The organism is Streptomyces sp. NPDC048590 (assembly GCF_043199535.1).
In the GTDB taxonomy this organism is placed as follows: Bacteria; Actinomycetota; Actinomycetes; order Streptomycetales; family Streptomycetaceae; genus Streptomyces.
This window is the reverse complement of record NZ_JBICWC010000001.1, coordinates 16,586-30,185: the sequence shown is the minus strand read 5'-3', so window position 1 is coordinate 30,185 and position 13,600 is coordinate 16,586. Positions and strand designations below refer to the sequence as shown.

The 13,600-nt window shown below is 69.9% G+C and carries 8 protein-coding genes; 4 read left to right on the top strand and 4 right to left on the bottom strand.

Annotated features, from left to right (window positions below):
• Positions 1-97: 97 nt before the first annotated feature.
• Complete coding sequence (locus ACGFNN_RS00125) at positions 98-1,039, top strand: ABC transporter permease (protein WP_393551398.1); 942 nt, start codon at positions 98-100, stop codon at positions 1,037-1,039.
• Complete coding sequence (locus ACGFNN_RS00120) at positions 1,032-1,832, top strand: ABC transporter ATP-binding protein (protein ID WP_393551396.1); 801 nt, start codon at positions 1,032-1,034, stop codon at positions 1,830-1,832. The genes ACGFNN_RS00125 and ACGFNN_RS00120 overlap by 8 nt, the downstream gene beginning before the upstream one ends.
• An 87-nt stretch (positions 1,833-1,919) precedes the next feature.
• Here ACGFNN_RS00120 and ACGFNN_RS00115 read toward each other — a convergent pair whose 3' ends face one another.
• The 3 genes from ACGFNN_RS00115 to ACGFNN_RS00105 all read right to left on the bottom strand — a co-directional run bounded on the left by ACGFNN_RS00115 (position 1,920) and on the right by ACGFNN_RS00105 (position 8,679).
• A complete protein-coding gene (locus ACGFNN_RS00115) occupies positions 1,920-6,950 on the bottom strand; it encodes an NAD-glutamate dehydrogenase (protein WP_393551394.1) in 5,031 nt (1,676 codons plus the stop codon).
• A 465-nt stretch (positions 6,951-7,415) separates the two neighbouring features.
• Positions 7,416-8,090 (bottom strand): HAD family hydrolase, encoded by a 675-nt coding sequence (locus ACGFNN_RS00110; RefSeq protein WP_393551392.1) that lies wholly within the window; start codon positions 8,088-8,090, stop codon positions 7,416-7,418.
• Between the two features lie 82 nt (positions 8,091-8,172).
• Positions 8,173-8,679 (bottom strand): DUF6912 family protein, encoded by a 507-nt coding sequence (locus ACGFNN_RS00105; protein WP_393551390.1) that lies wholly within the window; start codon positions 8,677-8,679, stop codon positions 8,173-8,175.
• Positions 8,680-8,962: 283 nt separating this feature from the next.
• Here ACGFNN_RS00105 and ACGFNN_RS00100 point away from each other — a divergent pair, with 283 nt between their 5' ends.
• The gene (locus ACGFNN_RS00100; protein WP_362546936.1) at positions 8,963-9,379 is read left to right on the top strand and encodes an Rv3235 family protein; all 417 of its coding nucleotides are present in this window, start codon (positions 8,963-8,965) and stop codon (positions 9,377-9,379) included.
• A gap of 562 nt (positions 9,380-9,941) precedes the next feature.
• Here ACGFNN_RS00100 and secA read toward each other — a convergent pair.
• Positions 9,942-12,761, bottom strand: coding sequence for a preprotein translocase subunit SecA (secA, locus tag ACGFNN_RS00095; RefSeq protein WP_393551388.1), 2,820 nt, complete (start codon positions 12,759-12,761; stop codon positions 9,942-9,944).
• A gap of 241 nt (positions 12,762-13,002) precedes the next feature.
• Between secA and ACGFNN_RS00090 the strand changes: the two genes are divergently transcribed.
• Entirely contained in the window at positions 13,003-13,590 is a 588-nt protein-coding gene (locus tag ACGFNN_RS00090; protein WP_393551386.1) for a GNAT family N-acetyltransferase, read from the top strand.
• The last annotated feature ends 10 nt before the right edge of the window (positions 13,591-13,600 follow it).

The window sequence follows — 13,600 nt, the reverse complement described above, 5'->3', positions numbered from 1 at the left end:
ATCCTACTGTCGGCGTTGCGACGATACGGTGCCGTCCCATCCCCACTCGCCGGGACCGTACGCCGTTGATTCCCCCCGCCCCTCGTCGAAAGCGACCGTGGTGAGCCAGACAGCAGCCCCGCCGGCCTCGGTGGACACCCCTCCCCCTGCCCTCCTCCCCGTGTACGCGCCCGGCGAGCTCGCCGCACTCGCCGAGCGCCACGGGCTGACCGTCAGCGGGGCCAGGCCGACGCTGGGCGAGTACGTCCGGCAGCTGTGGGGGCGCAGGCACTTCATCACCGCGTTCGCCACCGCCAAGCTCACCGCCCAGTACAGCCAGGCGAAGCTCGGCCAGATCTGGCAGATCATGACCCCGCTGCTCAACGCGACGGTCTACTACTTCATCTTCGGTGTCCTGATGAACACCAAGCACGGAGTCCCCGACTACGTGCCCTTCCTTGTCACCGGCGTGTTCATCTGGACCTTCACCTCCAGCTCCATCACCGCCGGGACCCGGGCCATCAGCGGCAACACCGGGCTCGTCCGGGCACTGCACTTCCCCCGGGCCTCCCTGCCGATCGCCCTCGCCATCCAGCAGCTCCAGCAGCTGCTCTTCTCGCTGGGCGCCCTCTTCCTGATCCTGCTGGTGTTCGGCCAGTACCCGCAGCCGTCCTGGCTCCTGGCCGTACCCGCCCTCGCCCTGCAGGCGCTCTTCAACACCGGTGTCTCGATGGTCATGGCGCGGCTCGCCGCGAAGACCCCGGACATCGCCCAGCTGACGCCGTTCCTCCTGCGCACCTGGATGTACGCCTCCGGCGTGATGTGGAGCCTGGACACCCTGCTCACGGCGGACCGGGTGCCCCGGCTCGTACTACTGGCACTGGAGTGCAATCCGGCGGCGGTCTACATCGACCTGATGCGCTACGCCCTGATCGACAGCTTCACCGGCGCCCAGCTGCCCCCGCACGTGTGGGCGATCGCGACGGGCTGGGCCCTGGTCTGCGGCATCGGCGGGTTCGTCTACTTCTGGAAGGCCGAGGAGAGGTACGGACGTGGCTGACATCGCCGACACCCGTGTACCCACCGTCGTCGTCGACGACGTCCACATCACCTACACCGTCAACGGCGCGCGCACCGGCCGGGGCAGCGCCACGTCCGCTCTGAACCGCATCGTCTCGCGCCGCCAGCCGCGCGGGGCGCGCAAGGTGCACGCCGTGAAGGGCGTCAGCTTCGCCGCGTACAAGGGCGAGGCGATCGGGCTGATCGGCTCCAACGGTTCCGGCAAGTCGACGCTCCTCAAGGCCATCGCCGGGCTGCTGCCGCCGTCCCAGGGCCGCGTCCACACCCAGGGCCAGCCCTCACTCCTCGGGGTGAACGCGGCCCTGATGAGCGATCTCACCGGGGAGCGCAACGTCGTGCTTGGCGGGCTGGCCATGGGAATGTCCCGACGCCAGATCCGTGAGCGCTACCAGGACATCGTCGACTTCTCGGGGATCAACGAGAAGGGCGACTTCATCACGCTGCCCATGCGGACGTACTCCTCGGGCATGGGTGCCCGGCTGCGCTTCTCCATCGCCGCCGCCAAGAGCCACGACGTCCTGCTGATCGACGAGGCGCTGTCCACCGGCGACGCGAAGTTCCAGCGGCGCAGCAAGGACCGCATCAAGGAACTCCGCCAGGAGGCCGGCACGGTCTTCCTGGTGAGCCACAGCAACAGGTCGATCACCGAGACCTGCGACCGGGCGATCTGGCTCGAGGCGGGCGTCCTGCGGATGGACGGCCCGGCCGAGGAGGTCGTGGCCGCGTACGAGCAGTTCACCGGGCCGGCCAAGCCGAAGAAGCCCAGGAAATGACACGTCCGCCGGACGGGCCGGGAAGGCCCGTCCGGCGGACGGCGTGTCGCGCGGCCCCCCGGGACTGTCCCGAGGGGCCGCTCCGCATCAGGCGTGCGTGCGAAGCAGGGTCCTCATCGTCCTCATGGCCACCGAGAGGTTCGCCAGGTCGAAGGACTCCGAGCCCCGGATCTCCTCCAGGGTGGAGCGCGAACGCGCCAGGATGGCGGCGTTCTTCTCCTCCCAGTCCTTGAACCGCTGCTCGGGCGAGGACGCCCCGTTGCCGACGGCCAGCACGTCCCCGGTGAGCGCGGCGTGCGCGGCGTACAGGTCCTCCCGGATGGACGCGCGGGCCATGGACTGCCACCGGTCGGCCCGCGGCAGCTCGATGATCCGGTCCATCAGCTGGGTGATCCCCAGCCGGTCCGCGAGGTCGTAGTACACCTCGGCGACGGCCAGCGGGTCCTTGCCCGTACGGTCGGCGATCGCGACGATGTCCAGCGCCGGGAAGGCGGACGAGAAGCCGGCCACCCGCACGGCCAGCTCCTCCGGGACGCCCGCAGAGGTGAGCTCGTCGAAGATCGATCGGTACCACTCGATGTCGGCGCCCTTGAGCAGCTTCGGCAGCTCGTCCCAGACGCGCTCGACGCCCTCGCGGAAGAACCCGATGGTCTCCGAGATCGCCACCGGCTGGGGCCGGTTGCCGAGCAGCCAGCGCGAACCGCGCTCGACGAGGCGCCGCGAGTGCAGCCGGATCCTCGTCTGCACATCGGCCGCGACCGTGTTGTCCAGCGCCTCCACGGCGTCCCAGACGGCGGACAGACCGAAGATCTCACGCGCGGCGAACTGGGCCCGCACGATCTCCTCCAGCGACGCCCCGGTCTCCTCGCGCAGCCGGTGCAGGAACGTCGAACCACCGGTGTTGACCGTGTCGTTGACCAGCACCGTCGTGATGATCTCGCGACGCAGCGCGTGCCCGTCGACCGCCTCGGGGAACCGCTCGCTCAGCTGCTTCGGGAAGTAGGCGTGCACCAGCGACTGCAGATGGGCGTCGTCCGGCAGGCTGGTGGAGATCAGATCCTCGGCCGCCGTGATCTTCGTGTAGGCGAGCAGCACCGCCAGTTCGGGCTGGCTGAGCCCCTTGCCGTGGTTGAGCAGCTCCCGGATCTGGCGGTCGTTCGGCAGGAACTCCAGTGCCCGGTCCAGGTGTCCGTCGCGGCCGAGCCTGCGCATGAAGCGCTGGTGCGCGTGGAGGAGCGACGGGGCCTGGGCGCAGGCGTTGGCGAGCGCGGTGTTCTGCGCGTAGTTGTTGCGCAGCACCAGCCGGCCGACCTCGTCGGTCATCTCCGCGAGCACCTTGTTGCGCTGCTTCACGGTCATGTCACCGTCGCGGACCAGGCCGTTGAGCAGGATCTTGATGTTCACCTCGTGGTCGGAGGTGTCCACACCGGCGCTGTTGTCGATCGCGTCGGTGTTGATGCGGCCCCCGGCCCGGGCGAACTCGATCCGGCCGAGCTGGGTGGCGCCGAGGTTGCCGCCCTCGCCCACGACCCGCGCCCGCAGCTCCCCGCCGTTGACCCGGATCGCGTCGTTCGCCTTGTCACCGACGTCGGCGTTCGACTCGGACTCCGACTTGATGTACGTGCCGATGCCGCCGTTCCACACCAGGTCGACCGACGCCTTGAGGATGTTCTGCATCAACTCGGCGGGGGTCATCTTGGTGACCTTGGAGTCGATCCCGAGTGCCGCGCGCATGTGCGCGTTGACCGGGATCGACTTGGCGGAACGCGGGTGGATCCCGCCGCCCGGGGACAGCAGGTCCTTGTCGTAGTCCTCCCAGGAGCTGCGCGGCAGGTCGAAGAGCCGGCGCCGCTCCGCGTACGAGGTCGCCGCGTCCGGGTTCGGGTCGATGAAGATGTGCCGGTGGTCGAAGGCGGCGACCAGCCGGATGTGCTCGGAGAGCAGCATCCCGTTGCCGAAGACGTCGCCGGACATGTCGCCGACGCCGACGACGGTGAAGTCCTCGGTCTGGGTGTCGTGACCCAGCTCGCGGAAGTGGCGCTTCACCGACTCCCAGGCACCGCGGGCGGTGATGCCCATGCCCTTGTGGTCGTAGCCCGCCGAGCCACCGGACGCGAAGGCGTCGCCCAGCCAGAAGCCGTAGGCGACCGCCACGTCGTTCGCGATGTCGGAGAAGCTGGCGGTGCCCTTGTCGGCGGCGACGACGAGGTAGGTGTCGTCCTCGTCGTGCCGGACGACGTCCGCGGGGTGCACGACCTCGCCCGTCACCATGTTGTCGGTGATGTCGAGGAGCGCCGAGATGAAGATCCGGTAGCAGGCGATGCCCTCGGCGAGCCAGGCGTCACGGTCGACCGCCGGGTCCGGGAGCTGCTTGGCGACGAACCCGCCCTTGGCGCCGACCGGCACGATCACGGTGTTCTTGACCATCTGCGCCTTGACCAGGCCGAGGATCTCCGTACGGAAGTCCTCCTTCCGGTCCGACCAGCGCAGGCCGCCGCGGGCGACCTTGCCGAACCGCAGGTGGACACCCTCGACGCGCGGCGAGTAGACCCAGATCTCGAACGCCGGGCGGGGCGCCGGAAGGTCCGGGATCGCCTGCGGGTCGAACTTCATGGAGACGTAGTTGTGCGGCTCGTGGTCGTCGGCCAGCTGGAAGTAGTTCGTCCGCAGCGTCGCCTTGATGACCGTGAGGAAGGACCGCAGGATCCGGTCCTCGTCCAGCGAGGCCACCTGGTCGAGCGCCCCGTCCAGCTCCTCCAGCAGTCCGTCCGTCAGCTCCGTTCCGGCCTTCTGCCGCGTCGGCGACATCCGGGCCTCGAAGAGCGAGACCAGCAGCCGCGTGGTGTGGACGTTGTTGCGGAGGGTGTCCTCCATGTAGTCCTGGCTGAACGTCGAACCCGCCTGGCGGAGGTACTTCGCGTAGGCGCGCAGCACCATGGCCTGGCGCCAGTCGAGCCCGGCGCCCAGGACGAGCGAGTTGAAGCCGTCGTTCTCGGCCTCACCGGTCCAGATGGCGGCGAACGCCTCCTGGAAGCGGTGACGGGCGTCGTCGGCGAGGTAATCACCGGCGCCCGTCGCCTTCTTCGGCAGGCGCAGCCCGAAGTCGTAGACCCAGGCGTGCGTACGGTCCGAGCAGCGCAGCTCGTAGGGGCGCTCGTCGACGACCTCGACCCCGAGCCGCTGGAGAGCGGGGAGGACCGCGGAGAGCGAGACCTGCTCCCCGGTCCGGTAGATCTTGAACCGCCGCTCGTCGGGACGGGCGCCGACCGGCTCGTAGAGGCTGAGCGCGAAGTCCTTCCGCTCGCTCCTGAGCTCCTCGATGTGGACCAGGTCGGCCACCGCGGCGCGGGGCGAGTGGTCCGCCTTGTACCCCTCGGGGAAGGACTGCGCGTAACGCCGCATCAGTTCGGCGGCGCGCTCCTCGCCGCACTCGGCGTTCAGCGCCTCCTGGAAGCCGTCGGCCCAGGAGCGGGCGGCCTCGACGAGGCGTGCCTCGATGCGGTCCGCGTCGGCGTCGGTGAGGTGCGGCAGCTCGGTGCCCGCCGGGACCCGGACGACGAAGTGCAGCCGGGAGAGGATCGACTCCGTGTTCCAGGCGGTGAAGTCGACGCTGGTGCCGCCCAGTTCCTCCTTGAGGATGTCGATCAGGCGCAGCCGCACACCGGTCGTGTACCGGTCGCGCGGGAGGTAGACGAGGGCGGAGTAGTAGCGCCCGTACTCGTCCTGGCGCAGGTAGAGCCGCAGCCGGCGGCGCTCCTGGAGGTACAGCACGGAGGTGACGATCGACCTCAGCTGGTCGACGGGGGTCTGGAAGAGCTCGTCGCGCGGGTAGGTCTCCAGGATCTGGAGCAGGTCGCGGCCGTCGTGGCTGTTGGGAGTGAAACCCGCGCCCTCCAGCACCTCGGCCACCTTGCGGCGCACCACCGGCACCCGGCGCACCGACTCGGTGTACGCGGCGGAGGAGAACAGGCCGAGGAACCGGCGCTCGCCGACGACGTTGCCCTCGGCGTCGAACTTCTTCACCCCGACGTAGTCGAGGTAGCTCGGGCGGTGCACGGTCGCCCTGCTGTTGGCCTTCGTCAGGACGAGGAGCTTGTGCTCCCTGGCCTTGGCCCGGACGTCGGCGGGCAGCCGGTCGAAGGACGGGCTCACCGGGTGGGCCTCGTCCTCACTGTGCTTCGGATCGGAGCGCAGGATTCCCAGACCGGTTCCGGGGACCGCGGTCAGCGCGTCGGAGTCGCGGAGCTCGTACTCGCGGTAGCCGAGGAAGGTGAAGTGGTCGGCGGCGAGCCAGCGCAGCAGCTCACGCGCCTCCTCGACCTCCTCCCCGGCCAGCTCGTCGAGCGGCTCGGCCGGGAGGTCGTCGGCGATCCGCAGGGCGGCGTCGCGCATCTTGTCCCAGTCCTCGACGGTCTCCCGTACGTCGGACAGGACGCGGAGCAGATCGGCGGTGATCTGCTTCAGGTCCGCGCGGTCCGTCTCCCGGTCGATCTCGACGTGGATCCACGACTCGATCAGGGCGTCGTGCGGCAGCTCCGCGGGGACGCTCTTGCCGCCCCCGGCGCGCTTCGACCCGTTGTTCCTGGCGGGGTCGTCGCCGAACACCTCGATCAGCTTCCCGGCCACATCACGCCGGACGATGACCTGCGGGTGGATCACGAGGTGGATGCCCCGGCCCTGCCGGGACAGCTCGTTGGTGACCGAATCGACCAGGAAGGGCATGTCGTCGGTGACGACCTCGACGACGGAGTGGCTGCTCGTCCAGCCGTTCTCCTCGACGGTCGGGGTGTGCACCCGGACGTTCGCGGTGCCCTGGGGGCGGTTCTCGGCCAGACGGTAGTGGGAGGAAGCGGCACCGAAGACGTCGACCGGGTCGCGGTCCGTCACGTCCTCCGGGGCGGTGTGCAGGTAGTAGCGCTGGAGGTAGGCGAGCAGCGTGTCCCGCACCGGTCGCCCGTCCGGTCCGGACCCGGTGCCGTCCTCGGCTCCCGTGCCGTCGGCGAGGTGCACCCGGAGGCCGCCTCCCGGCCCGCCGACACCACCGCCCGGACCGTTGTCAGCTACCCGGGCCGCCCGTGCGAGCAGCTCGGCCTTGGCTTCGTCCAGCTTGGTCTGCATGTCCTCTGGCTCCTGTCGCGCGCCGTTGCGTGACGTAGGTGAGAAAGACGGCGTACCGCCACGACGCGGGGTTTCCGGTCTGGGTCGACGCTATGCCGCCTGGGGAGATTCCCGGGACCACATCGGCCGTTTTCGGCAGACGGGCCGGTGTGCGGAGATCACGCATCGCCCGGGTGCTGTGGCACTCCGGGCGCAGGCCGGGGGCTTCGCTGCCCCCCAGGCGTATCGCGCTGATCACCGCACCAGGCTATCCCTCCCGCACCCACAACCGTCATGGGCCGCATATGTACAAAAGATGCCCCAGAACTTTGACACTCTGGACATCGCACGAGGGCGTTCCCGCGCATAAGGACGCACGGACGGGCAGGCCCGGTCAGTGCGGGTCCAGGCCCGTCACCCCGCCGGTCCACGCCGGCCGGCCCCTGCCGCGCGCCCCTGCCGCGTCGCGCGAACGGTCGCGGTCGGTCAGTCCGCCATCAGTTCGGCCAGCGCCACGGCCTCGGCCAGAGTGTCCACCACGGGGACACCCGCGGCCTCCAGGCTGGCACGGCTGTGCGAGCCCCCTGTGTAGAGCACCGCACGCGCACCGACATGCGCAGCGGCGACGGCGTCGTCCACCGCGTCACCGATGACCACCGCGGAGTCGGGGGCTATGTCCCCGAGCGCCTCGAAGTGCCGGGCCATGTGGTGCGCCTTGCTGCCACCGGACGGCCCGGTACGGCCGTCGACGCGGACGAAGTGGCGCTCGATGCCGTAGCCGCGCACCACGGGGACCAGGTGGTCATGGCCGTACATGCTGAGCAGCGACTGGCTCCTGCCGCCGGTCCCCCACCGGACGAGCAGTTCCTCGACCCCCTCGGTCAGCCCGCAGGCCGCCCGCTGCTCGGTGTAGTGGCGGTGGAAGAGGCCGTCCATCCGCTCCCACTCGGCGTCCGTCGGCACACGGCCCAGGAGGCGCTCGTAGAACCTGGGTATCGGCACGCAGTACGTCTCGCGGTACTGCTCCAGCGTGAGCGGCGGCAGGTCGACCTCCGCGAAGGCGGCGTTCGAGGCCCCGAGCACCGCGTGGATGTCGTCGAGCAGGGTGCCGTTCCAGTCCCAGACCAGGTGGGTGCGGTGCTTCTTGCCGGATGTCGCCATGAGTAGAAAATACTCGCCCGGTACGACAGCATCCCGGGACGGCCGCCCCACCGGGCTCCGAGCGCGCGGCGGCGGCTCCCGCTCAGCCGATCAGGCCGGGGATCTCCTGGATGCCGAACCAGAGCAGCTCGTGGTCGTCCGCTCCGTCCACGGTGAACTGGGCGTCGTCGTCACCGAGGTCCGCGGCCCCGAGCGCCGCGGCCGCCGCGGCGACGTCCTTCTCCGCGTCGTCGGCGTCCACGTGCACGGCGGCGGCCTCGGCCAGCGCGACCGCGCCCCTGATGCGGACCTCGCCCAGCGAGGAGGCATCCAGGACCTGGCCGGGTTCGGCGACCGCCGCCCCGTCCGGCACGTCGACGGCCACGACGACCCGCCGCCGGGCCTCATCGGGCCTTCCCGCGATCATGCGCAGCGAGGCGGAGGCGGCGCGGCTGAGCGCCGCGTACTCCAGTTCCTCGATGTCGTCGGAGACGTACCACTCGCGCAGACCGGGCGTCACCGCGTAGGCGGTCAGGGGCCCCGGTCCCACCTCGCCCGCTCCGTGCGCCGCGGCAAGACCGGAAAGGGTCAGGGGGACGTACACACGCATGACTGGGACCGCTTTCGTAGTCGAGGACGTCCTCAGGATACGTGCGACATCCCTCCTTCGGGGTCGCCGTGAGGCCCTCCCACGTCCACCGGGCGACGGCCGTCACCCCCGCCTCCGCCGTGCGGCCACGGGGTCCGGCACCCGGATAGGTGATCTCCACGGCCGCCCCCATCGGCCCCATCGCCGCTTGCGGCTCCGAGTACCGGACCCGTAGAAGATCCCCAGCAGAAGTTACCGCCCGGTATCGACCGGGCTCCGGACATCAGCCACGGGGGCGATGAGCATGAGCACGGACAGGACGAGGCCGGCCGGACGACGTGACCGCACCAGGCCGGGCACCGTACCTGCGCAGCGGCACCGGCGGCCCCTGCGGCCGCACCAGTGGTTCGCCGAACGCCTGCTCGCTGTACTCAGCGGACAGCGCCCGGTCCACTGGATGCTCGGCCACACCATCGGGGAGGCCTACGACCAGCTCGCGGAGCTGGCACCCGACACCCCGCTCGGCCCGGGCGGCAGGCGCCCGGTCGTACGCGCCTGCCACTGCACCCAGCCCGCCACCGGCGTGGTCGAGGCCTTCGCCAGCATCGCGACGGGCGACCGGGTCAGCGCGATGGCCTTCCGCCTGGAGCAGGGAGCGGACCTGCGCTGGCGGTGCGCCGCCGTCGACCTCGGCGGCGAACGGCTGCCGGCGCACCGGTAGCGGGCCGGTAGGCGGCGGTCAGCAGCGGTCAGCAGCGGTCCACGACGGAACGGCAGGCCGGAGGAGATCCCGGTGATCCCGGACATCCCCCTCCGCGGCGGCCGTGCGGGCACTCGGGCAGGGCACGGGGTGGTCCGGAGCGGCAGCCCCCTTCGCGGCCCCTGAGCGGCACCGGCCGTGCGTCCCGCCAGTTCTTCGCCTGGACGGGGCGGGACCCTCCGCATGGACGGGCGGGACGGGCGGACCGGTCCCGGTGGTCCCCGGCAGGGCGCCGCGCCCAGCCGGGCCGGGGGTGCTGTCCGCCGGCCGCCCCGGGCGGTGGTGAGGTTCCCTCCCGATCGGAGGAAGCCCTCACCAGAGCCGTACGAGGACACTCCAGCGGCCCGGGGCGCCTGTCACCGGCCAGTTCGACCGTCCGCCCCGCCCAGGCCCGCAGAGGCCGACACAGCCCCGCACAACCCGGGCGGCAGGCGCCCGCGCGGCGCCGCACGACCGGAAAAGCGTCCTGGCCCTGACACCGAGTGGTGTCAGGGCCAGGACGCTTCACCTCATGCGCCGGGCGCTACTTCTTCCGGCGGCGACCGCCCGTGCTCTTCTGCGCCTTACGGCGCTCCGCACGCGTCATGCCGTCGCCCTCGGGGCGCGCGCCGTCACCGTTGGAGAAGTCTCCCTCGACGACACCGCCCTCGCCGTCCACCGTGGGTGCCGAGAAGTGCAGCCGGTCGGGACGCTGCGGAGCGTCCAGGCCCTTGGCACGGATCTCCGGGCGCCCCGCGCCGGCCGCGACCTGGGCGTCCTGCTTCTGCAGGGAAGCCGGCTCGCCCTCGGCCACCGGGACCTCCTCGACCTGCTGCTCGACCTGGACCTCCAGGTTGAACAGGTAGCCGACGGACTCCTCCTTGATGCCCTCCATCATGGCGTTGAACATGTCGAAGCCCTCACGCTGGTACTCGACCAGCGGGTCCTTCTGCGCCATGGCACGGAGGCCGATGCCCTCCTGGAGGTAGTCCATCTCGTAGAGGTGCTCACGCCACTTGCGGTCCAGGACCGACAGCACCACACGCCGCTCCAGCTCACGCATGATGTCGGAGCCGAGCGTCTTCTCACGCTCCGCGTACTGCTCGTGGATGTCGTCCTTGACCGACTCGGCGATGAAGTCGGCCGTGACCCCGGCGAGATCGCCGGCGGCTTCCTCCAGCTCGTCGACCGTGACCTTCACCGGGTAGAGCTGCTTGAATGCGCCCCACAGCCGGTCGAGGTCCCACTCCTCCGCGAAGCCCTCCGCCGTCTCCTGGCGGATGTAGTCGTCGATCGTGTCGTCCATGAAGTGACGGATCTGGTCCTGCAGATCCTCACCCTCCAGGACGCGACGGCGCTCGCCGTAGATCACCTCGCGCTGCCGGTTGAGCACCTCGTCGTACTTCAGGACGTTCTTACGCGTCTCGAAGTTCTGCTGCTCCACCTGCGACTGCGCGGACGCGATCGCCCGGGTCACCATCTTGTTCTCGATCGGGACGTCGTCCGGGACGTTGGCCATCGACATGACGCGCTCGACCATCTGCGCCTTGAACAGCCGCATCAGGTCGTCGCCCAGCGACAGGTAGAAACGGGACTCGCCCGGGTCACCCTGACGACCGGAACGACCACGCAGCTGGTTGTCGATGCGGCGCGACTCGTGCCGCTCGGTCCCCAGCACGTACAGCCCGCCGAGCTCCTTGACCTCTTCGAACTCCGCCCTGACGGCCTGCTCGGCCTTCTCCAGAGCGGCGGGCAGCGCGGCCGCCCACTGCTCGACGTGGTCGACGGGGTCGAGACCGCGCTGCCGCAGCTCGGCCTCGGCGAGGTCGTCCGGGTTGCCGCCGAGCTTGATGTCCGTGCCTCGGCCGGCCATGTTCGTGGCGACCGTGACCGCGCCCTTGCGCCCGGCCTGGGCGACGATGGTCGCCTCCCGGTCGTGCTGCTTGGCGTTGAGGACCTCGTGCTGGACACCGCGCTTGGAGAGCTGCTGGGAGAGGTACTCGGACTTCTCGACCGAGGTGGTGCCGACCAGGATCGGCTGCCCCTTCTCGTGCTTCTCCGCGATGTCGTCGACGACCGCCGCGAACTTCGCGACCTCGGTGCGGTAGATCAGGTCCGACTGGTCGGCCCGGACCATCGGCCGGTTGGTCGGGATCGGCACGACGCCGAGCTTGTAGATCTGGTGGAACTCCGCCGCCTCGGTCATCGCCGTACCGGTCATGCCGGAGAGCTTGTCGTACAGGCGGAAGAAGTTCTGCAGGGTGATCGTGGCGAGCGTCTGGTTCTCGTCCTTGATGTCCACCCCTTCCTTCGCCTCGATGGCCTGGTGCATGCCCTCGTTGTAGCGGCGGCCGGCGAGGATACGGCCGGTGTGCTCGTCGACGATCATGACTTCGCCGTCGATGACGACGTAGTCCTTGTCCTTCTTGAAGAGTTCCTTGGCCTTGATCGCGTTGTTGAGGTAGCCCACGAGCGGGGTGTTCACCGACTCGTAGAGGTTGTCGATCCCCAGCCAGTCCTCGACCTTGGCGACACCGGGCTCGTGGATGGCGACGGTGCGCTTCTTCTCGTCGACCTCGTAGTCGCCGGTCTCCTCGATGCCCTTCAGCGGGTTGCCCGCCTCACCCCGGGTGAGGCGCGTGACCAGCTTGGCGAAGTCGCCGTACCACTTGGTGGCCTGGTCGGCGGGGCCGGAGATGATCAGCGGCGTACGCGCCTCGTCCACGAGGATCGAGTCGACCTCGTCGACCACGGCGAAGTTGTGGCCGCGCTGGACGAGCTCGTCCTTGGACCACGCCATGTTGTCGCGGAGGTAGTCGAACCCGAACTCGTTGTTCGTGCCGTACGTGATGTCGCAGGCGTACTGCTCGCGGCGCTGCGCCGGGGTCATGTTGGCGATGATGCAACCGACCTCGAGACCGAGGAACTTGTGCACCCGGCCCATCATCTCGGAGTCGCGCTCGGCCAGGTAGTCGTTGACCGTGATCAGGTGCACGCCCTTGCCGGACAGCGCGTTGAGATACGCGGGCAGGGTGCCGACGAGGGTCTTGCCCTCACCGGTCTTCATCTCCGCCACGTAACCGAGGTGCAGGGCGGCACCGCCCATGATCTGTACGTCGTAGTGGCGCTGTCCGAGGACTCGCTTCGCGGCCTCACGGACCGTCGCGAATGCTTCGGGGAGCAGGTCGTCCAGGCTCTCGCCGTCCGCGTACCGTTCCTTGTACTCGTCGGTGAGCGCCCGCAGCTCGGCGTCGGAGAGGTTGACGAAGTCCTCTTCGATGGAGCTGACCTGGTCCGCGATGCGGTGCAGTTTGCGCAGGATCTTTCCTTCGCCTGCACGCATGAGCTTGTGGAAGACGGACACTGAGGCTGGTCTCCTTGCCGGTCGGGCCTGGCACTGGGTCGTGTGATGGACTCTGGCGCGGGCACGGCAGGTGGGCCCCACCGCAACGGCCATCGTAAGCGAGGACACCACCACGCCGGGAGGGCTGCTGCCGCGTTCTCCCCTCCGTACCCTCCCTGGACAACGTCCGGAGCGCTCGGAAGGTGCCGGGGAGCACCGAAAAGTGCTCGCTCCCCCGGCGCGGGCTCGCCAGAATCCCCTCATGGAACCGACGACCCTCACCACCGAACGCCTGCTCATGCGGCCCTTCGCTGCACAGGACACGGACGGGCTGTACACCGCCTGCCAGGATCCCGACATCCAGCGCTGGACGGTTGTTCCGTCCCCGTACACCCGTACCGACGCCGAGCTCTTCACCGAGAAGCTGTCCCCCGGCGGCTGGCAGGACGATTCCATGTACAACTTCGCCGTCCTGCTCAAGGACGCCGGGCAGCTCGTCGGCGCGCTCGGCGTCAACCGCAGGACCCTGGGCACCTACGAGGTCGGCTACTGGACGGCGAAGGAGCACCGCGGCGCCGGATTCACGACGGAGGCGTTGATCGCCGCCGCCCGGTGGGCCTTCACCCGCCTCGGCGCCGACCGCCTGGAGTGGCGTGCGGAGATCGGGAACTCCCCCTCCCGGGCGGTGGCCCTGCGCGCGGGCTTCCGCATGGAGGGTGACCAGCGGGCCGCACTGTTCAACAAGGGGATACGGCGTGACACCTGGACCGGCGCCCTGCTCCCCGGCGACCTCGGGCTGCCCGGCACCCACCCCCGCCGGCCGGCGCCCGGTGTCAGTGGCACGCCCTAGGGTTTCGCCC